This is a genomic window from Aerococcus sp. HMSC062A02 (assembly GCF_001809535.1).
Classification (GTDB): domain Bacteria; phylum Bacillota; class Bacilli; order Lactobacillales; family Aerococcaceae; genus Aerococcus.
Genome location: NZ_KV797925.1, coordinates 45,385 through 65,977, shown reverse-complemented (window position 1 = coordinate 65,977; position 20,593 = coordinate 45,385). Strand labels below are relative to the sequence as shown.

Sequence of the window (20,593 nt, the reverse complement as noted above, 5' to 3'; positions counted from 1 at the left end):
AGCATCCAAAGCTAAGCGCTCTTGCTCACACCCTCTATACATTTACCTAATCCTTACCGAATGTTTACAGAGTATTTACATGCTTCTGTTATAGTTAGTCTTAGTTAGGCTTTTAGTGATAATAAAAGACCGATTAATTTGAAGGAGGAATCAGACCAGGTGAATTGGGATAGTAAGTTCAAGAAAGTTGGTCTCTTGCTGACGTCTGTGTTTGTGTTAGGAGCGTGTGCTGAATCTGGGAATATTGCAGAGGAAGCGCCAGCTAAGGATGCGATTGAGGAGAGTGTGGCTTCTAGTGAGTCCGCTTCGTCAGACCAAGCTTCTGAAAGTTCTGCGGCGTCTTCAGAGTCTAAGGAAGGGGAAGAGTCTGAGGAAGTTGATCCTGTCTATGGGGAAGAGAACGGCTTGGATTTAATTGAGCTCCAGGATGAGAAGCCAGAAGTGGCCCCTGTTCCTGTCAATAATGAACCCAACCGGATTGCAACCAACCTTTTAGAAGAAACTAATGATGCGATGGGCTTCAACTGGTATACAACAGACCAGATGCCAGATGCTAAGGTCAAGGTATCTAAGTCAGAGGATATGTCCAATCCGCTTGAATTCGTTGCAGAAGCGACTGAAGTAACTTCTGAATATGCGGAGCGCGACAAGGATGGCTACTATATCTATGCAGCAGCCACTAAGGATGAAGACGGTAACTTCATTGTCGACGAGAACGGTAAACCGGAAGAAGTTGAAGGTTACTTCACCGACGAACAAATTACGACCGATAATACCGAATGGACTTCTGAAGGGAGCTCCTTAGGCTACTTGGAACTCCAAGATGTGACCGAATACTCCTACAAGGCTGAAGCGGATGACCTCGAGCCAGATACCCAATATTACTACCAAGTGGGTTCTGACGAGGGCGGCTATTCTAAGGTTGGTTCCTTTAGAACTTCCGGCGAAAAGGGCGACCTTTCCAATTCATCCACTATACGGATACCCAGAATGCTTACTGGAATGCCAATGTCAATAATGAGGCGGCTTACGGGGCAGACACCCTTGCCCATGCCCTAGAAGTCGCACCTGATGCTGACTTCGCCCTCCACACTGGGGACTTCGTTGAAGTGGCAGAAGTTGAAGACGAATGGGTAGATAACTTGGATATGTCCCAAGACCAAAACCTTCACTTACCCCATGCCTACACCCCAGGTAACCACGATGAATACACCGTTCTAGGGGATGAAAAGGACTTAACCGCCTTCAACGAGCATACCAATGTGCCGATTACCAATGACGCCATGACTGGGGGCTCCTACTATTCCTACGACTACAATGGTGCTCACTTTGTGGTCTTAAATACCAACGACAATAAGGAATCGGAAGATAATCCCGAACAAGGCGCCATCGGTAAGGAACAGATGGAATGGGCCAAGAAAGACATCCAAGCAGCCCGTGACGCAGGGGCTAACTGGATCATCCTAGCTTACCATAAACCCATTTACTCAGCTTCCTACCACGCCCTCCAAGATGAGGACGTTCAAGTGACCCGGGAAGAATTCGCTAAATTAGCAGACGAACTCGATGTCGATGTGGTTCTCCAAGGTCACGACCACAACTTAACCCGGACCAAGTCTCTGGTTTACACTTCCGATAACTTCTCTTACGGTGAAGTCGAAGACACCGAAAAGACAGAAAAAGACGGCGTGGAATACCATGTGAATCCAGAAGGGGTCACCTACATCATCCCGAACACTTCTGGGACCAAGGCCTATGATGCCATCTACATGAAGGGAGCTGACCATGTCCATAAGGTCCGTCCTAAGTTAGATTGGATGACCGAAGAAGATGTTGAGCTCTGGAACGGCCTCTTCGATGTGGCGAAACAACCGGATGACTCCCCTAAATTTGACCATAAACACGAAAACTACCGTCAATCTCAAAACCAAAACTTCGCGGTTTACACCGTCACCGAAGATGAATTCTTGATCGAATTCTACCAAATGGACGGTAACCTCCACGAAGGGGAAGAACGGACGGTTGAACTGGTTGACTCTTACGGGATTAAGAAAGACAAATAGTGTATAAGTGATTAATTTTTAATAAGTTAGCGCTTTCAGTGCTTTGTTGACTTGACGACATTTATCCGGAGGGGGTTCTTTGTGAACCTCCCTTTTTTATGTGAAATAATCCGTCAAAATTGCGTTAAACCCGCCTTTTTGTTATGATAAATTTATCACATGAGGGCGAAAGGGGGTTAAGAAAAGTTTGAAGCAGAGATTCCTGGTTTAAGGCTTTAATTAAGATGTTAAGATCAATTATAGACGTGGGAGGCTTTGTCCTCGCTCTTATCTTTGCTGGCCCCCTTTTGGATAGTACTATGTGTTAGAGAAATGGAGGAAAATAATGAAGAAATTAGTGAAATGGCTAGTGAGCTTGGCTGCTTTGCTTCTTGTACTGACAGGCTGCGGCAACCAAGAGTCTAGTCAAGGAGAGGCAGATAATGCCAGCAGCGAGGCTGAGACGAGCCAGGCTGCAGATGGACAGACCACTCTGAAGATGCTCGTTCCAGGTTATGATTCTGGCTATCTTAAGGATGAGTTGGATTCAGCCATTGCTAAGTACGAAGAACAAAATCCTGAGATTAAGATTCAAGTGGTACCAGCTGGCTGGGATGAATTGAACTCAAAAATTGTTCAACTTTACCAAGCTGGAGATTCGCCTGATATCTTAATGATGGGTTCACGTTCTATCCGTCAATTCGTGGAAGAAGGCGTCTTAGAAGACCTGACCCCTTATATGACCGATGAATTCAAAGAAACGCGGATTGAGAATGTGATGGACACTGCCAAAGTAGATGGTAAACAATACGGGATTCCACTGGCTTTGAGCTCGCGTGCCCTCTTTTATCGCTCAGATCTGATCGACAAGGCCCCAGAAAACTGGGATGAACTCTTGGCAACAGCTAAACAAGTTCACGATGAGCATGACATGTACGGCTTTGCGATTCCAACAGATGTTACCCACGGGACCGATGAAATCCTAAACTTCATCTACCAAGGTGGCGGCCGGATTATTGACGATAAAGGCCAATTCGTAATTAACAGCGAAGAAAACGTTAAAACTGGTGACTACCTCAAACAATTCGCAGATGTGATTCCTGATGCTGTAAGTACAGGTCGGAATGACCAAGTTGAAATGTTCAAGAACGGTGACCTGGCTATGTTTATCTCTGGTGGCTGGGAGAAAGAAGAAATGGATAAGGGACAAGACAAGACCCCTTATGCGGTTGCTGAAATTCCAGAAGGACCAGAACGGGCTGTAACCTTGGTAACCGACTCTTATGCCATGTCTTCAATTTCTGAACATAAAGATGAAGCTTACAAGTTTATTGAATTCTTAGGTCATGAAGACCAACAACGTCCTATCAGTGAAGCCTACAACTGGTTGCCTGTGCTTAAGCAAGAATTGGACGATGAACGCTTCAAGACCGACTTCATGCAACCCTTCCTTAGCATCTTAGATGCAGGTGTTCCTGAACCTCAAGTTTCTAACTGGGATACCTTCAATAAGGCCTTCACCATTGCCTTCCAAGAAATTTTAACCGGTCAAAAGACCCCTCAAGAAGCTTTAGACCAGGCACAAGAGGAGGCTAGCAAGTAATGAGACAAGCGCGGATGACGCCTTACTTGCTGATTCTGCCTTGTGCTTTACTTTTAGTATTGCTATACGGTTATCCGATTGCCTTAACCGTATGGCAATCTTTTAATGAGGTTAATGTCTTCACCAATGTATCCGAATTTGTCGGCCTCGGGAACTTTAAGGAAGTGATGACGGACGCTAATTTTAGCGATACAATGGCGATTACCTTTAAGTACACGGTAGTGACTGTCTTGTTGAAGATGGTTTTTGGCTTTGGTGTCGGTTATCTCCTGCATTCGGAGATTTACTTCAAGAAAATATTTACCTTCTTAGTATTGATTCCTTGGGCTATCCCCCAAGTCGCTGCTGGGACCATCTGGCAGTGGTTGCTAGACCATCAATATGGTTATATCAACTATTATTTGATGGAGTGGCAGGTTCTATCCGAGCCGATTCCCTTCCTGTCCCGTCCGACAACGGCATTCTACAGTGCCAGCGTCGTAGATACTTGGATGGGCATCCCCATGTTGGCGATGATTTTTCTAGCTGCACTTGAAGCAGTGCCCCGTAATCTCTATGAAGCGGCTGCTATGGATGGTGCAGGCAAGATCCGACAATTCTTTGATGTGACTTTGCCAGGGATCCGGGGGGTCTTTTTGACAACCTTGGTTTTAGTGACGATTTGGACCTTCAACTCCTTCAATGTCATCTATGTGCTGACCCAGGGTGGCCCGATGCGGTCGACAGAGACCTTAATCATTCGGATCTACCAAGAGGCCTTTAGTCGTTTTGACTTGGGAGCCAGTTCAGCCTTAACCGTCATAGCGGTGATTATCCTAACGATTCTAACGGCAATCTACTTGATGGGAGGGCGGTCACGTGACTAAGGGAAAAATCTTTCGTACTTTTCTACTTTTGATCTTTGTATGCTTGTCGCTCTTTCCTGTTTTAGTCCTCATCAATAGCTCTTTGCAGACCTATGAGCAGATTATTGCTTGGCCCCCTTCTTGGTTTGAGAACCTACAGTTTGGCAACTACGCCCAGGTCCTTGGTGGGGAAAAATCTATTATACCGGCCTTTATCAATAGTTTGATTGTGGCTTCCTGCACCATGGTCGTGTGTTTACTGGTGGGGATTTTAGCAGCCTATGCCCTGACCCGCTACCGTTTCGTGGGGAAGACAGGTTTTCTTTTAATGGTGGTTGCAACGCAGATGTTTTCTTCCGTTATCTTGGTCAATGCCATGTATGTGATTTTCAGACGCTTGGGACTTTTGGATAGTCTCTTTGCCTTGGTGGTGGCCAATACGGCGATGGCTCTGCCCCTCACTGTTTTCCTTTTGTATTCATATTTTTCTCAGCTAGCGATTACCTATGAAGAAGCGGCTTGGATGGACGGCAGCACTCGTTGGCAGGCGATTTGGCATATCCTCCTGCCCATGTGCTTGCCGGGGATTGTAACGGCAGCTCTCTTTGCCTTTATCACCGCCTGGGGAGACCTGGTCTATGCTAAGACAATGGTCATTGCCCCTGAATTGCGGACCCTGCCCCTGGCTTTGACTGACTTCCGTGATCTTTACAAGACAACCTGGGAGACTCAGATGGCGGCCTCTGTCGTCACGACCCTACCACCTTTCTTGATCTTCCTAGTGATCCAGAAACACTTGGTGCGGGGGATGAGTCAACAGGGATTGAAGAGTTAAAGGAGACCAAAGATGAGTGAAATTGAATTAAGAAATATCAGTAAATCCTACGATGGGAAGACTTATTCCGTTAAAAATTTAAAGCTCAAGATTGAAGAAGGGGAGTTCATTGTCCTGGTGGGGCCTTCCGGTTGCGGGAAGTCGACCACCCTGCGGATGATTGCGGGGCTCGAAGCCATTACTTCAGGAGAGCTCCTGATCGCCGGCGAAAAGGTCAACGATAAGGCGCCTAAGGATCGGAACTTGGCCATGGTTTTCCAGGATTATGCCCTCTACCCCCACATGACGGTCTATAAGAATATGGCCTATCCCCTTAAGATGGAGAAGCTGCCTAAAGATGAGATTGACCAAAAGATCCAAGAGGCCGCCCGCTTACTGGGGATTGAAGCCTATCTTGACCGCCGCCCTAAGGAATTGTCCGGGGGTCAAAAGCAGCGTGTCGCTTTAGGACGAGCCATTGTGAGACAGCCCCAAGCCTTCTTGATGGATGAGCCCTTGTCCAACTTGGATGCTAAGTTAAGGTCCCAGATGCGCTATGAGATCTCCAAGCTCCATCGTCGCCTACAAACTACCATGGTCTATGTGACCCACGACCAGACGGAGGCGATGACCATGGGGGACCGGATTGTGGTCATGGACCAAGGTGAAGTCCAACAGATCGCTTCACCGACAGAAATTTATGAAGACCCAGCCAACCGCTTTGTGGCAGAATTCTTGGGAACCCCAAAGATGAACTTTATCCCGGCCCAGGAATTAGCCCAGAGCTTGGTCGATATTCCTGCGCCTTTAGTTAATCAGACAGGTATTGATTTTGGTATTCGACCTGAAAACCTGAGTTTAAAAGATGGCAGTCGTTACCGGGTGTCTCTGATTGAAAACCTCGGTGGTAGCCTCTATGTCTACCTGGATCATCAGCAATTCCCCGACCAGCATTTAATTATTGAAATTCCAGCTAAGGAAGCTGTGGAAGAGGGGAAAACTTATGACCTTGCTGTTGATGATTGGCAGAAGGTGAGGGCCTTTAGCCAGGAGACGGCTTTGGCTGTTGAAATCTAAAAATGAAAAAGGATGCTCCAGCTTATTGGTCGTCCTTTTTCATTGTTTTTGTTGACTCGGATGGGGCATGCTAGTAATAATCAAGTTTTGAAATGAAGGAGAGATGGTTATGTCCCTAGATCTGACGGAAGAGTTGATTGATTTTATTGAGAAGTCTCCGACGGCTTTTCATGCGGTGGCGGAGATCCGGCGCCGGCTTTTGGACCAAGGTTTCCAGGAGCTGACGGAGGCAGAAGATTGGCACTTGGCACCTGGTCAGACTTACTTTACGACCCGCAACCAGTCCAGTCTGATTGCCTTTAAAGTGGCTGAAGATACCCAGGACTATGCCTTTAACCTGGTGGCTTCGCACTCGGATTCGCCCCACTACCGCTTGAAGGAGCGGGCAGAGTTGAAGGATGATAAGTATTTGCGCTTAAATACGGAGCCTTATGGAGGGATGATCGCCCAGTCCTGGCTTGACCGTCCCCTGTCTTTGGCGGGCCGTGTCTTGGTCGAGGAAGAGGGAGGGATCAGCAGCCGGCTCTTGGCCTTTGACCGCGACCTAGTCCTTATTCCGAACTTGGCTATCCACATGAATCGGAAGATGAACCAGGGGGTGGCCTTGAATCCGCAAGTGGATATGATCCCCCTCCTCGCTGGTAAGAAGGCGCAGAAGGGGGAGCTCAAAGCTCTGGTGGCTGAGGAATTGGACCTGCCAGCTGATGCCATCCTGGATATGGAGTTGAGTCTCTACCACCGGATGCCTGGGCGGATTTGGGGTGCCCACAAGGAATTCTTCTCGGCTCCCCAATTGGATAACTTGGCTTCTGCCTTTACCACTTTGGCTGGTTTTCTCGAGGCGGAAGCTCACCATCCCCAAACAACCAGTGTCTACGCCTGCTTTGATAATGAAGAGGTGGGGAGCGGGACCAAGCAAGGGGCCTTGTCGACCTTCCTTAAAGATGTCCTGCGCCGGATCCACTTTAGTCTAGGAGGCGATGAGGCTTCTTACTACCAGCGCTTGGCTTCGAGCTTCCTCATCAGCGCGGACAATGCCCATGCCATCCATCCTAACCACCCTGAAGTGATGGATGAAAGCAATTATCCGGAGTTGAATGCTGGAGTAGTGGTGAAGACCCATGCTGGTCAGAAATATACCTCGGATGGGGTCAGCCGGGCCCTTATCAAAGTCATTGCTAAAGAGGCCGGGGTCCCCCTTCAATTCTTTGCTAACCGTTCGGACTAGGCTGGCGGATCTACTTTAGGTAACCTGGCCATGCAGCAGGTTTCGGTGAATGCGGTGGATATTGGTCTGGCCCAGCTTGCCATGCATTCGAGCTATGAAAGCGCCGGAGCCGATGATCCAGCTTACATGCGGGATCTCATCGCCGCCTTCTACCACTACCGCCTCCGCCAAGATGGTCAATCTGGCTTTAAACTTGACTGCAAGTAGACTTAGCCAATCCGACCAGCTAAGACTTCTTGGATCATCCAAGCTGCGCCGTCCTCTTGGTTGCTAGGGGCTAGGGCATTGGCCTGGGCTTGGACAGCGGGCTCAGCATTGCCCATGGCATAGCTATGTCCCGTGACGGCGAACATAGACAAGTCATTGTAGGAGTCACCGATGCTCAGGACCTCATCTTTTTGGTAACCGGCTTCCTCTAGGTACTTGGTCAAAGCCTGTCCCTTGCTCGCCTTGGCCTGGGTGATTTCGACATTGTGGCGGCCTGAAGATGACAGGGTGAGAAGTTCGTTCCCAGCAAAATACTCGCGGAAGCTTTGGCGGAGGTCTTCCTGGTCTGTGAAGAAGATTAGCTTGAGGAAGTCCTGCTGGGGCAGATCCTTAAGTCTGCCTATGTCTTGGATGAAGGCCTTGGCTTGGTCAAGTTCAATAGAAGGTGTTGGGATACCTGCTTGTTGGTGGCTGGCAGTTTGATCTTTGAGAAAGCGGATGATGCCTGCTTGATAGCGGTCGGGATCGGTGGTGTAATAGCAATCCTGGCTGACCAGGGAATAGCGAACGTCTGCCTGGTCGAGGAAGTCACGCATGGCGAGGACCTGGTTTTGGGGCAGGGGCAATTGGCTTAAGGCTTGGCCTTGGGCGGAGGAGACCAGGGCCCCGTTGAGGTTAATCATAGGGAGCTGGAGCCCCTGCATGCCGATAATATTCTGGGCCGCCGCATAGCCTCGCCCTGTCACCGGCAAGAATTCGATCCCCTCTGCGATGGCTTGGTGGATGGCCCGGTGGGTTTGGGGGCTCATAATGCCTTGGTCTGTGAGCAGGGTGCCGTCAATATCAGAAGCAATCAATTTTATCATCGAATCCTATCCTTTCTGAAGAGAGTGTGATAAAGTGATATTTTTATTAAGTATCTAGTCTTCTTTTCCAGTTCTATCTTAAGATAAACTGTCTAACTTGTCAGCAAAAACTACTGGAGCCGAGAAAGTTTTGAACTTTTTTTCTCAGAACTTTAGGCCTAAACTAGGGGAGACTTGAACGAGGTTTAGGGGGCAAGTGCATACAAGGATAATGATACCTTTTCTCAGTACAAACGATATTCATCAGCTTCCTTAGTTCCTTTTAGATTTTCTTTTAAAGTTAAGCGTCAGTCTAATGGAGGACTGGCAGCTAGTAAGGAAGGCTATGTTCTGACTTATGCGAAAAAGTCGAGCGCCTAGTCGACTTTTTTTGTTTTTTGATGGGAGATAAGGGCCTTTATTTTAACTTTTGTCGGGGGCTTGCTATAATGAAGGTATAAGTAAGCGCTATAGTATTTGTTAGAATAGGAGAGATCATGATGAAAATGACAAAGTTTGCTAGCAAGTTACTCTTGGCTTCCAGTGTGTTCCTCTTGGCCGCTTGTAGCCAGGACAGTGCACAGAATAATGAAGCGGGAAGCATTAGCCAGGCCGATACGACTAGTCAAGCAGGGGAGACAGCAGCCGATAGCCAAGCCGATGCAGCCAAAAGCCAAGACGGCAAAGATGATGCTTCATCAGCGAGCTCCAAAGATGCTGAGGATGGGGCGAGCGACCAGTCCAGCGAGTCTTCTGACCAAGAATCTGCAGACGGCACAGATGTAACTGTCCAAGGCTCTGCCCAGGGGGATGATTATCCTTATGGCGTCTCTGCTGAAAATGTCGGCGCTATAAGTTTTGTGATTCCCCATACCGTAGCCAATGCGCCACAGAATATTAACTTGGATAATAATGAAGGCTATGTGAATATTCCAGGCCAAGGAAATTTTGCCATGCAGATCAAGCAGGTTCCAACCAAGACCATCCAAGTCTTCTCTGCCCAATTGCCTGGTCAAATCCGCGACATCAAGGTAAATACGGTTGTTGAAGTGGATAATGACCAAGCGGACTTCCCTAAAGAATGGTATCTCTATTATAATGAACAAGGTGGTATTTCCTTAGCAGCCCCTAACTTTGCTGGGAACACGACTGCTGACCAAGCCGATACCATGCAAGAATATTTGAATTAGGAGATGTTGAATGACTTTTGAAGCAATTTTACCCCAATTAAAAGACGGCGCCCGCATTATCCGTGAGGGCTGGCCGGGGGCCGAAGAGTATGTGTGTTATGTTGCCGGTCAGGAATATGATGGCCGTCCAGTGACCCCTTATTTCTTGATTGCGGTGGCGGGAGAAGGTTTTAGTGTCTTTCAACCGACTGTTTGCGATCTTTTAGCTGAAGACTGGCGTTTGGTTGACTAAGATGAAATCTTTTCAAGCCTTTAGCCAAAGAAAGTCACTCAGACAGCCGCTTAAGGTTCTGGTAACGGGGGCTGCTTCTGGAATTGGCCAGGCCCAAGCCCAGGCCTTTCTTGAATCTGGCCACCAGGTCCTAGCTGTCGACCGAGCACCGATGGATTGGGCAGAAGGGCAAGACCAAGTGAGAACCTGCCAGCTGGACTTAAGCCAGGCTACGGCCCAGACAGTTATCGCTGAACTTTTGGCGGACTGGGGGGCTCTGGATGTCCTCTGCAATACGGCGGGTATCTTAGACGACTATCTTCCGCTTGCTGAGACAAGTCTATCACTTTGGCAGAACATTTTTCGTAGTAATGTAGATAGTCTCTTCTATGTTACTCAATCGGCTCTGCCCTATCTTCTGGAAGCTCCTAGCTCACGCGTGATTAATATGGCTTCTATTGCAGGACTGACTGCGGGAGGTGGAGGGATTGCTTATACGGTAGCCAAACACGCTATTGTTGGTTTTACCAAGCAACTTGCCTATGATTACGGGGCTGGTGGTCTTCGCGCCAATGCTATTGCACCAGGTGCGGTGGCCACACCAATGAATGCCAAGGACTTCCAAGATGACGCTGAGCTGGCCCAGTGGGTAGCAGACCAAACGCCTGTCAAGCGTTGGGCCGATCCAGAAGAAATTGCCTCCTTGACCCTGTTCTTAGCCAGTGATGGGGCTGATTATATCCAAGGCGCCGTGATCCCCGTTGACGGGGGCTGGCTCATCCGCTAAGCTAAATCATAAGAAATCGAGCGTAAAGGGTTGACAAGTGTAGACCAACCCTTTACACTTTAGTTGTAAAGTTTACAAATGTAGACTATAAAAAGAAAGGAGCAGGATTAGATGACAAAAGCAAGCTATCCCATTATTGGCATGTCCTGCGCTTCCTGTGCCCAAACGATTGAACGCGCGGTCAGCGGGATGGATGCCGTTGATGAAGCTAATGTCAACCTAGCAACAGAAAAATTAACCGTAAGTTATGATGATAAACGCTTAAGTCCCAAAGATATTGCAGCGGAGGTTGCCGATGCTGGTTATCAATTAGAATTGGCAGAAGAGAAGGAGACCTTTGCTATTACGGGCATGTCCTGCGCCTCTTGTGCCCAAACAATTGAAAAAGCTGTATCTGATTTGGACGGCGTAGAAACAGCAAATGTTAATTTAGCAACAGAAGAGATGCAGGTAGCTTATGATAGTGATCATCTGACCTCCCATGACATTGTTCAAGCCGTCGAAGCTGCGGGCTACCAGGCTCAGACCAAGTCAACGGTTAAGCGAGAAGATAAGAAAGAACGTAAAGATGCACAGATTAAGCATCTATGGCGCCGTTTTGTTGGGTCAGCCATCTTTGCGGTCCCTCTACTTTACTTAGCGATGGGGGACATGGTTGGATTACCAGTACCTAGTGCCCTTGATCCCATGGCCCATCCTTTGGCCTTTGCCTTGACACAGTTAGTCTTGGTTCTTCCAGTAATTGTCTTAAATCATGAATTCTTTACGACAGGTTTTAAGGCACTCTTTAAAGGCCATCCTAATATGGACTCCTTGGTTGCCTTAGGGACAAGTGCAGCAGTCCTTTATAGCTTGTTCTTGACGTGGAAGATTAGCCAAGGCGATGCTTCTTACGCTATGCGTCTCTACTATGAATCAGCAGGGGTTATCCTTACTTTAATCACCCTTGGTCGTTATTTCGAGAATGTGTCTAAAGGTAAAACTTGTGAAGCTATCCAGAAATTAATGGACCTGGCACCAGATACGGCCCGTCTGGTTCGTGAGGATGGTCAAGTCGTTGAAGTAGGCGTAGATGAATTACAACCAGGTGATATTTTACAAGTACGTCCTGGTGAAAAAATTCCAGTCGATGGTGAAATCATTAAAGGGCAATCAGCCGTTGATGAATCGATGATTACAGGGGAAAGTATGCCTGTAGATAAAAAAGTTGGCGACTCAGTCGTTGGAGCCTCTATTAATAGTAATGGGAGCTTCCAAATGAAAGCTAGCAAGGTCGGCGAAGACACCAGTCTAGCGCAAATTGTTCGCTTAGTGGAAGAAGCCCAAGGTTCTAAAGCACCAATCGCACGTATGGCAGATAAGGTATCGGGTGTTTTTGTACCAATCGTTATTGTCTTAGCCATCCTCTCTGCTCTGGCTTGGTGGTTAATTGGTGGCGAATCTTGGAACTTCGCGATTACTATTCTTGTTTCCGTACTGATTATTGCTTGTCCTTGTGCCCTCGGCTTAGCGACTCCAACTGCTATTATGGTGGGTACTGGTAAGGGAGCGGAGAATGGTGTTCTCTTTAAGAGTGGGGATGCCCTCGAAACCGCTCAAGAAGTCACAACTATTGTCTTTGATAAGACAGGGACAATCACAGAAGGTAAGCCGGTTTTAACCGACTTAGAAACATATAGCGATTTGAGCCAAGAGGAAGTTCTCAGATTAAGTGCGTCTGCTGAGCAAGGGTCAGAACACCCACTCGGTCAAGCGATTATTGAAGGCGCCCAAGAGGCTAATCTTGTTTTAGAAGATACCGAAAACTTTGAAGCCCTAAGTGGACGTGGTATCCACGTTCGTTTGGCTGAGCATGATATTTTCCTTGGTAATGCTAAATTAATGGCAGATCAAGGCATTGCTATTGGCGAAGCCCAAGCACAAATGGACCGTTTAGCAGCCGAAGGGAAAACACCGATGCTACTAGGTCGTGACCAAGAATTATTAGGCTTAGTTGCAGTGGCAGATACTGTGAAGTCAGATAGTCAAGCAGCTATCGATGCTCTTCATGAGATGGGGTTGAAGGTAGTCATGCTGACCGGAGACAACCGTCGAACCGCAGAGGCGATTGGCCGTCAGGTCGGTATCGACCAAGTCATTTCTGAGGTCTTACCGGAAGATAAGACACGTGAAGTAGCTAAGCTACAAGGCCAGGACCATAAAGTTGCCATGGTCGGGGATGGTATTAACGATGCCCCCGCTCTAGCGCAAGCTGATGTTGGTATCGCCATTGGTTCTGGTACAGATGTTGCTATTGAATCAGCGGATATTGTGCTGATGCGTTCTAGCTTGCTAGATGTTCCGACAAGTATCGAACTCAGCCGGGCTACCATTAAGAATATCAAGGAAAATCTTTTCTGGGCCTTTGCTTATAATGTGCTGGGGATTCCAGTTGCTATGGGCCTCCTCCACATCTTCGGGGGACCACTCCTCAATCCAATGATTGCAGGGGCAGCAATGAGTTTCAGTTCCATCTCTGTTCTACTGAATGCCCTTCGTTTGAAAAGATTTAAACCATCGAATCAGGAGGTGAAAGCATGATTCAGACTTATCAAGTATCCGGCCTCAAGTGCCAGGGATGTAAAGAAAATGTTGAAGAAGCTTTAAGTCAAGTCTTCGGCGTAGAAAGTGCCGAAGTCGACCTCGACCAAAAACAAGTCACAGTAAGTGGTGACTACGAAGTCGAAGACTTAAAACAAGCTCTAGCTGGGACTAATTACCAGTTGGAAGACTAGTGCTATTAAAAGAATAAGCGCCAGACACTATTGTAGCTCCCAAAGCTTGGATCCTTCAGCTAAGCTTTTAGGAGTAAGGCAGTCGTGTTGGCGCTTTTTTATTTGACTTGCTTGGGTGTCTTGGTCCAATCATCCAAGCCTCACACCTTGATAGTTGGGTTTGGTCGCGCGGAAGTGGCTCCTCTTCACAAAGCACTGTCGAAGACTTTTAGTCTTCTCGGTTGCTTTTCTCCAGAGATCCACTCCTACCCGCGCGCCCTCACACCCTGATTCAATATTCCCATATGTTTTGAACGGAAAGTCTGATTTGTGATTGGCTTCATTTATTGCTATAATTCGAGTGATTAGTATATCTTTTTTAGGAGGAAATCTTATGAATTATTTGAAGAGACAGCCTTTCGCTATGTCTGGCTTAATTTTGGCGCTAGCGACTTTGGGTAACTTACTTCAGTCTTACGGGGCGGGGATTCGCCTGGTTTTGGGTGGCCTTGCTTTGCTTCTTTTTATGGCTTATACCTTGAATTTATTTGTGAATTATTCAGCCTTTAAAGAAGAGATGAGTGCCCCCCTACCAGCTTCTGTCTTTCCGACTTATCCCATGTCGATCATGTTATTATCAACTTATTTAACGCCTTTATTGAAGCTACCAATCACGCTAGCTGAAGTGATTTGGTATGTAGGTTTAATCTTTAATTTAGTTTTAGTGATTCGTTATCTCGCACGCTATCTTCCCCAACGCAAAATGAATGTCGTCTTTCCTTCTTGGGGGGTTGTTTTTGTTGGTTTTGTGGTGGCTAGTGTGACGGCCCCTGTTTACGATAACTTTTTCTTGGGACAGATTTTGTTCTGGTTTGGTTTAATTGGAGGGATTGCCGTGATGCCTTTTATGCTCTACCGGGTTTATGGCTTACGCGACTTGCCTCAACCTGCCCAGCTCACAACGGCGATCTTATGTGCGCCTTTCTCCCTCTTAGTAGCTGGTTATGTGAATAGTTTCCAAGAACCTTCTCACTTGCTCTTGACTATTCTCCTAGTCTTCTCTCAGCTGCTTTACTTCAGCATCTTGGTCCAACTTCCTCGATTGATTCGTCTAGGTTTCTTTCCTACCTCAGCAGCTTTAACCTTCCCCCTCGTCATTTCGGCTCTCTCTTTGAAATTAGCCCTGCCCGTTTTGGGATGGAATAATGCGCTGACGAGTCTGCTTGTATTGCTGGAGACCGTAGTCGCTATAGCTATTGTTGCCTATGTTCTCTATGGCTATATGCGCTTGATCTTTAAGTCAGAATAGGCGACCGCTGAATGACTAACAAAAAAGGCTTTGGCCCCTTCTAACTAAGAAAGAAGGGATTCCAAAGCCTTTTTAGTATTTAATTTATAGTGCTCTAGGGTTCTTGATAATAATCGGTTGTGGATCTTCAACACCTTCAGGAAGAACCAGACCGGTATAATCTTTCCAGACATAAGGTGGGTAGTAAATTAATTCACTCCCACCAGTGCGAGCAAATTCGAGAGCTTCGTGGACAATCACTTCATGCATGTGGTAGTCATAGGCACTTGAGAAAGTTTCTCCAAGTGGGGCATCGACAATATACATGCGCGGTGGACGGATCCTTTCAGCAATATGAGGGAAATGTCCGACAAGAACAGTTCTTATCCCACGGCTTTCGATTTCTCGAGCGACCAATCCCACGGACTGGTGACACATAAATCAGCCAGGCGAGAGGAGCACCAAGTCCACTTGGTTTTCTTCTAAAGTTTCAGCAATTTGTTTAGCTGTTACTTCAATCAGCACATCAACGCGTGGGACGTGTCCCATCCAGGAAATATTGACTGGTGAAACTTCGCCGATGATATTTTTTTCAGCCATATAGCGAAGAGTTTTCAAAGGATAGACAACATCAAGATCGCGGTGGGCAGCCTGATTCGGATAACGGACGTGACTGATGGTCAGATCTCGGTAATCAGCGTCTCCTGGGATAATACGGTAAGAGGCATCTCCTGTAAGAATAAAAGGTTTATCCGTTCTAAGGTGGACACCGGTAGAAGCGGCAATGGCGACACGGAGATCGGATAAGGGTTTATCAATCACCGGTGCGATTTGTGGTGCTTGTCTCCAAGTGAGGGTCATTGCCTCCAGATTATGAGACTTTGCGGTTTGCGCTTCAATCGTTTGACGATCATGATTGGTGGGCATCGTTGAATCAACATGTTTCATGCGATCACCTCCTTAATAATAAGCCATGCTTTCACAACTAGTGCTAGTATAGTCGAATGCTTGGTCAGAGTCAATTAAAGCTTGGGACTGAATTAGGCAAAGAAATGAATATTTGCTATAATTGTGAATGAATGACACAAGTCTTATTTCAATAGAAAAGGGTGGCATTAATATGAGTCAAGGCGACGTAGAAAAAAATACGATTTTAAATTTGGAACAGTCACAGGTTATTGCTGAACAATTCCCGTTATTACAGGCAATTGATAAGAATGGCGAAGTCGTCAATGCAGACTTGCTAACGGATTTAACAGATAATGAACTGGTTGAATTAATGCGACGTATGGTCTTTGCACGAGCTTTTGATGAACAAACCAATTCCTATTCCCAGCAAGGGCGGATGGGCTTCTATGCGCCTTCTAAAGGACAGGAAGCGGCGATGATCGCCAGCCATTACGCCTTTGAAAAGGAGGACTTTCTCTTTGGTTCCTACCGCGACATCCCCCAATTGCTAATGCATGGGGCTTCAGTTGCTGATGTTTACAATTGGTCTAAGGGGCATGTGAAGGGGTCGAGCTTTATTTATGAGAAGGGTATCCATGCAGCCCTACCACAAATCATTATTGGGGCCCAGTTAGTCCAGGCCCAGGGCAATGCCTTAGGACAAAAGCTCAAAGGGTCTCCGCAAGTGACTTTCACCTATATTGGGGATGGGGGCACCTCACAAGGGGATACTTATGAAGCGATGAACTTCGCTGGGGTTTATCAGAGCCCACTAGTTATTTTTATTCAAAACAATGGCTATGCGATTTCGACTCCGCTCAGCCAACAGAGCCAGGCGCAGACCCTGGCTCAAAAAGCAGTAGCTGCAGGAATTCCAGGTGTCCGTGTTGATGGCAATGACCCGCTCGCAAGCTACTGTGTGGCTAAAGAAGCTAGGACGCATGCTGCTTCGGGCAAGGGGCCGGTAGTGGTTGAATTAGTCACCAACCGCATGGAGCCACATTCGACTATGGGCGATGACCCCATGCGCTATCGTGACCAAGCCTCAATCGATTATTGGGAGGCCAGAGACCCGCTCTTGCGTTATGGCAAGTATTTAACGGCCAAGGGCTTGTATTCAGAAGAAACAGAAGTCAGTTTCTATGAAGAAGCGGTCGAAAGCATAAAACAAGGCATGGCTGAAAGCGAAGGCGAAGTCCCAATGACCTTGGAGGAGACCTTGGCATGGCAGTATCCTGATTCAGTCAGCGATTCAGAGTAAGGGAGAGGAGCGACTTATGTATAATCGAAAAAATCCTGAAGCAGGCAATAATTTAACCATGGTGAGAGCTATCAATCAAGCCTTGGAGCTTGAAATGGCCCAGGATGACCGAGTGGTTCTCTTTGGACAAGATATTGGAAAGAATGGGGGCGTCTTCCGCGCGACAGAAGGCCTCCAAGAAAAATTTGGCAAGCAGCGCGTCCTCGATACGCCCTTAGCTGAGTCCGGTATATCGGGGATGGCAATTGGTCTAGCCTACCAAGGCTTCCGTCCCGTGATCGAAATCCAATTCTTAGGCTTTATCTTTGAGACTATGGATAGTATCAACCAAATGGCTCGGGCCTCTTATCGGACTGGTGGCCACCTAGCTATGTCCGTTGTGGTGAGAGCGCCCTTTGGTGGGGGCGTTGGGACCCCAGAATTTCACCCAGATAACTTTGAAGGCTTGCTGGCCCAGTTTCCAGGTCTGAAAGTCGTCGTGCCGTCTTCAGCAATCGATGCTAAGGGCTTGCTCACGGCTGCTATCCGGGATGATGGGCCTGTGATCTTCTTGGAGCATATGCTCTTGTACCGGTCATTCCGTGAGAAGGTGCCTGAAGAAAGCTATAGCATTGATCTCGACCGAGCTAAAGTTCTTAGCGAAGGGGAAGATTTGACCCTGGTGACTTATGGTGCGATGGTGCGCTATGCTAAAGAAGCTGCGGCGCGCGCTGCTGAGGAAGGCATCCAGGTGGAAGTGATTGATTTAAGAATTGTCCACCCGATAGATTATGAGACCATCCTGCGTTCGGTACAAAAGACCCAGCACCTGCTAGTGGTTCAAGAGGCCCAGGGGATTGCTGGACTTGGTAACCGGATTGTATCAGAGATGGCTCGTCGGGCATTTTATGACTTATTAAGACCGATTGGCTTTTTATCAGCTCCAAATACTTCTTTCCCCTTCAAACAGGTCGAAGATGATTGGCTGCCAGGTGCAGAGGATATCTTGCAAGCTATCAGGGAAACAGTTAATGGATAAATGAAAGGAATAATCTATGGCATTTTTAGTAAAACTACCTCCTCTTGGTGAGGGGATCTTCGAGGCTCAGATGGTAGCCGTTCATAAACAAGTGGGCGATCGCGTCAAGGAAGGTGACGTGATTGCTGAAATGGAAACGGACAAAGCAACAGGAGCGCTAGCTTCTCCAGTGGATGGTGTCATCGAAAAATTCTATATTGAATTAGGCGATTATATCTTCCGCAATGAAAAGGTGCTTTTGATCGACGACGGCAAGTCTGACTTGAGAACAGGAGCCGGTGGTGATGCGGGTCGAGTGGCAGAAGACGGACAGATTGTTCAAGCTTCAGCAGATGAAAAACTCGCTCCCGCCCCAGAAAACGACCAGGCAAAATTGGCGTCAAATGAAGCAGTGACTGAAGAGACAAGCGGTATACCTTCAGATCAAGCGGAAAAAGAAGACCAAGAAGAAGTGAGCCCAGCAGAAGCAGCTGATGATGGCGATTATTTGATCGTTGAAGAAACCGGATCAGCTGCTGAAATCTTCCAGCGCGTCCATGGACAGCAGCCTAAAGAAAAAGTTCAAGCACCCCAGGTTGATAAAACCTTCATGGCTGAACAAGGCCAGGCCCAACAAGGGGAACCAAAAGCAGCTAGCCAGCGTAAGCAGCGCTATTTAGAGCCCTTGCAGACTAACTTTATGCATTCAGAAGATGGCAGCCAACCCATTCCTGTCCATGTGGCTAATGAACTGCCTAAGGAAGAATTAGAGAAACGCGCCGAAACCGTTAAAGCTGCGCCGGCTGTTCGCCAATATGCAGTGGCTAATCATTTAGACCTGTCGCGTTTGCCGGTTAATGAGGACGGGATTGTGACCAAGGAAATGGTGGATATGGCCCTTGACCATGCGGTGGGCGAACGGGAATGGAACTATCGTTGGATTAATGAACTAGACCCAGGCTATTGGACTCATCGGCCTGACGAAGAGCAGGGGCGTGAAGAAACTTATATTCGTAAATATAATGCCTCTCGCTTCGAAATGACCCATCACAAAGTTCCTCCTTTCTCTGTTCAAGTTAAAGTCGATATGACTGAACTGAGAACCTATCTAAAAATCCAAAAGGGTGACCGTCTAGGTAAGCAAGACTACCTCCCTTATTTCATTAAAGCGCTATGTATTGCGGCTCATCGTTATCCCGAACTGAACGCCAGCATTGATGATGTGGTCTCTGTCTTCCGTTTTAAATCTTATGTCAATGTCGGGATTGAAATGAATACCGTTCAAGGCTTATTTACCCCGGTAGTCAAGGATGCCCAAGACATGTCGCTAGCTCAGATTGAAAAACGTTTGGCTGAGCTAGAATATGAAGTCAAAAAAGAACGTATTTTTAACTATGAAACTAATTCAGAATCAACCATTACACTGACCGATCTGTCGGGGTATGGCCCTGTAGATGGTTTTGTTCCGATCATTCACTACCCTGATGCTGCTATTTTAGGCTTGGCGGCTAGTCAAGATGAAGTGGTCGTTCGAGAAGGCGAGATGGTGGTTCGTCCTTTGAAAGCGATGACCCTAGTTGTGGATGCGCGGATTGTTACCCGGGATAAGATCGTTCGTATTATTAACTTTATTAAAGATATGATTGAGAAACCTAGCCTCCTCTTTCAGATGGAAGCCGAATTATTAGAAGGGGACCATGCAAATGACGCGTAAAAGGACGTCTTATTGGCCAGGCCAGGCTGATAAACCGGCTATTTTACTGATGCATTCTTTAGGGGATAGTCCCAATCAAGTAGAGTCGCTCGCTGAAAGCTTGCAACAGGAGGGGTATGCCCTATACCTTCCTTACTATCGCAGCCACCAAGAAGGCGATTTAAAAATGGTTTTAACAGCTCCATTGTCTACTTATTTAGAGGATGCCCGCTCGGCTCTGAGCTTTTTAAAGAAAGAAGGTCACCAGAATGTGGTCGCTGCAGGCTTATCCCTAGGTGCCTTCCTGGCCCTCGCTCTGGCTTGTGAAACAGACCAAGTGCAGGCTGTCATTAGTTTATCGTGTCCGATACTGACGGATTTGAGACAGACTCGGATTCCTTATTTTATGCGCCAAAAATACTATCGGTCTTTGGAAGGTGTGCCGACCGTAGCTGACCGTGACCAGGCTCAGGAGCTCTTTGAAGAATTTGACCAGGTTTTGAGTGGGATGAACCAATGGATGGATGAAAATTTTGAGCGCTTGGCTTCGCTTGACCAGCCTGTCTTTATAGGGCATGGTCAAGCGGATGAAGTGGTGTCTGTCCAAGTCGCCGAGCGTTTGTGCCGGCTCTTGTCGACTAAAGGAAAGCCTAGCCTCCATATTTATCCTCAAGCTAACCATTACTTAGAGGGGGATTCCGTCAAGAACTGTCTAGTTCAAGATATCTGTCATTTCCTGGCCTCCTTGTCCATTTGATCGTCATAAATTTCCTTATTTAGCTTGTCCTGAAGGGCTTTTGGGTG

General features: G+C 47.3%; 19 protein-coding genes and 1 pseudogene. 17 read left to right on the top strand and 3 right to left on the bottom strand.

What is annotated here, in order from left to right; translation table 11 throughout:
• Nucleotides 1-159: 159 nt before the first annotated feature.
• From HMPREF2626_RS10280 to HMPREF2626_RS05020, 7 genes and pseudogenes are all read left to right on the top strand, one after another.
• Nucleotides 160-1,059: a fibronectin type III domain-containing protein gene (locus HMPREF2626_RS10280; protein ID WP_246818927.1), complete on the top strand. Its 900-nt coding sequence runs from the start codon at nucleotides 160-162 to the stop codon at nucleotides 1,057-1,059.
• Nucleotides 969-2,063, top strand: a complete 1,095-nt coding sequence (locus tag HMPREF2626_RS10275; RefSeq protein WP_246818928.1) for a metallophosphoesterase family protein — start codon at nucleotides 969-971, stop codon at nucleotides 2,061-2,063. The genes HMPREF2626_RS10280 and HMPREF2626_RS10275 overlap by 91 nt, the downstream gene beginning before the upstream one ends.
• A gap of 325 nt (nucleotides 2,064-2,388) precedes the next feature.
• Nucleotides 2,389-3,645 (top strand): ABC transporter substrate-binding protein, encoded by a 1,257-nt coding sequence (locus tag HMPREF2626_RS05040; protein WP_070618319.1) that lies wholly within the window; start codon nucleotides 2,389-2,391, stop codon nucleotides 3,643-3,645.
• On the top strand, nucleotides 3,645-4,511 hold the full coding sequence (locus HMPREF2626_RS05035) for a carbohydrate ABC transporter permease (RefSeq protein ID WP_070618316.1): 867 nt from the start codon (nucleotides 3,645-3,647) through the stop codon (nucleotides 4,509-4,511). The genes HMPREF2626_RS05040 and HMPREF2626_RS05035 overlap by 1 nt, the downstream gene beginning before the upstream one ends.
• On the top strand, nucleotides 4,504-5,325 hold the full coding sequence (locus HMPREF2626_RS05030) for a carbohydrate ABC transporter permease (protein ID WP_070618313.1): 822 nt from the start codon (nucleotides 4,504-4,506) through the stop codon (nucleotides 5,323-5,325). Before HMPREF2626_RS05035 ends, HMPREF2626_RS05030 begins: the two co-directional genes overlap by 8 nt.
• Before the next feature lie 12 nt (nucleotides 5,326-5,337).
• Nucleotides 5,338-6,381: an ABC transporter ATP-binding protein gene (locus HMPREF2626_RS05025; protein ID WP_070618310.1), complete on the top strand. Its 1,044-nt coding sequence runs from the start codon at nucleotides 5,338-5,340 to the stop codon at nucleotides 6,379-6,381.
• A gap of 103 nt (nucleotides 6,382-6,484) precedes the next feature.
• A pseudogene (locus tag HMPREF2626_RS05020) lies at nucleotides 6,485-7,816 on the top strand (M18 family aminopeptidase).
• Between the two features lie 2 nt (nucleotides 7,817-7,818).
• Here HMPREF2626_RS05020 and HMPREF2626_RS05015 read toward each other — a convergent pair.
• Nucleotides 7,819-8,682 carry an HAD family hydrolase gene (locus HMPREF2626_RS05015; RefSeq protein ID WP_070618307.1) on the bottom strand — a complete coding sequence of 288 codons (864 nt, stop codon included), beginning with the start codon at nucleotides 8,680-8,682 and terminating at the stop codon, nucleotides 7,819-7,821.
• A 479-nt stretch (nucleotides 8,683-9,161) separates the two neighbouring features.
• Between HMPREF2626_RS05015 and HMPREF2626_RS05010 the strand changes: the two genes are divergently transcribed.
• From HMPREF2626_RS05010 to HMPREF2626_RS04985, 6 genes are all read left to right on the top strand, one after another.
• Nucleotides 9,162-9,851, top strand: a complete 690-nt coding sequence (locus HMPREF2626_RS05010; protein WP_070618304.1) for a hypothetical protein — start codon at nucleotides 9,162-9,164, stop codon at nucleotides 9,849-9,851.
• Nucleotides 9,852-9,861: 10 nt separating this feature from the next.
• A complete protein-coding gene (locus HMPREF2626_RS05005) occupies nucleotides 9,862-10,083 on the top strand; it encodes a DUF2829 domain-containing protein (RefSeq protein WP_070618302.1) in 222 nt (73 codons plus the stop codon).
• Between the two features lies 1 nt (nucleotide 10,084).
• A complete protein-coding gene (locus HMPREF2626_RS05000) occupies nucleotides 10,085-10,849 on the top strand; it encodes a 3-oxoacyl-ACP reductase (protein WP_070618299.1) in 765 nt (254 codons plus the stop codon).
• Nucleotides 10,850-10,960: 111 nt separating this feature from the next.
• A complete protein-coding gene (locus tag HMPREF2626_RS04995) occupies nucleotides 10,961-13,429 on the top strand; it encodes a heavy metal translocating P-type ATPase (protein ID WP_070618296.1) in 2,469 nt (822 codons plus the stop codon).
• A complete protein-coding gene (locus HMPREF2626_RS04990) occupies nucleotides 13,426-13,623 on the top strand; it encodes a heavy-metal-associated domain-containing protein (RefSeq protein ID WP_070618293.1) in 198 nt (65 codons plus the stop codon). Before HMPREF2626_RS04995 ends, HMPREF2626_RS04990 begins: the two co-directional genes overlap by 4 nt.
• Before the next feature lie 373 nt (nucleotides 13,624-13,996).
• Nucleotides 13,997-14,911, top strand: coding sequence for a TDT family transporter (locus HMPREF2626_RS04985; protein ID WP_070618290.1), 915 nt, complete (start codon nucleotides 13,997-13,999; stop codon nucleotides 14,909-14,911).
• A gap of 84 nt (nucleotides 14,912-14,995) precedes the next feature.
• Here HMPREF2626_RS04985 and HMPREF2626_RS04980 read toward each other — a convergent pair whose 3' ends face one another.
• Together HMPREF2626_RS04980 and HMPREF2626_RS04975 are read right to left on the bottom strand one after the other, a co-directional pair.
• Nucleotides 14,996-15,217, bottom strand: coding sequence for a hypothetical protein (locus HMPREF2626_RS04980; protein ID WP_070618287.1), 222 nt, complete (start codon nucleotides 15,215-15,217; stop codon nucleotides 14,996-14,998).
• Nucleotides 15,218-15,331: 114 nt separating this feature from the next.
• Complete coding sequence (locus tag HMPREF2626_RS04975) at nucleotides 15,332-15,838, bottom strand: glycine/sarcosine/betaine reductase selenoprotein B family protein (RefSeq protein ID WP_083294353.1); 507 nt, start codon at nucleotides 15,836-15,838, stop codon at nucleotides 15,332-15,334.
• 172 nt (nucleotides 15,839-16,010) lie between these two features.
• Between HMPREF2626_RS04975 and HMPREF2626_RS04970 the strand changes: the two genes are divergently transcribed.
• From HMPREF2626_RS04970 to HMPREF2626_RS04955, 4 genes are read left to right on the top strand one after another with little or no spacing between them, the layout of a single operon-like run.
• Complete coding sequence (locus tag HMPREF2626_RS04970; protein WP_070618283.1) at nucleotides 16,011-17,099, top strand: thiamine pyrophosphate-dependent enzyme; 1,089 nt, start codon at nucleotides 16,011-16,013, stop codon at nucleotides 17,097-17,099.
• A 16-nt stretch (nucleotides 17,100-17,115) separates the two neighbouring features.
• Nucleotides 17,116-18,117, top strand: coding sequence for an alpha-ketoacid dehydrogenase subunit beta (locus tag HMPREF2626_RS04965; protein ID WP_070618280.1), 1,002 nt, complete (start codon nucleotides 17,116-17,118; stop codon nucleotides 18,115-18,117).
• A 16-nt stretch (nucleotides 18,118-18,133) separates the two neighbouring features.
• Entirely contained in the window at nucleotides 18,134-19,810 is a 1,677-nt protein-coding gene (locus tag HMPREF2626_RS04960) for a 2-oxo acid dehydrogenase subunit E2 (protein WP_070618278.1), read from the top strand.
• Nucleotides 19,800-20,546 carry an alpha/beta hydrolase gene (locus tag HMPREF2626_RS04955; protein ID WP_168162711.1) on the top strand — a complete coding sequence of 249 codons (747 nt, stop codon included), beginning with the start codon at nucleotides 19,800-19,802 and terminating at the stop codon, nucleotides 20,544-20,546. Before HMPREF2626_RS04960 ends, HMPREF2626_RS04955 begins: the two co-directional genes overlap by 11 nt.
• Nucleotides 20,547-20,593: the final 47 nt, after the last annotated feature.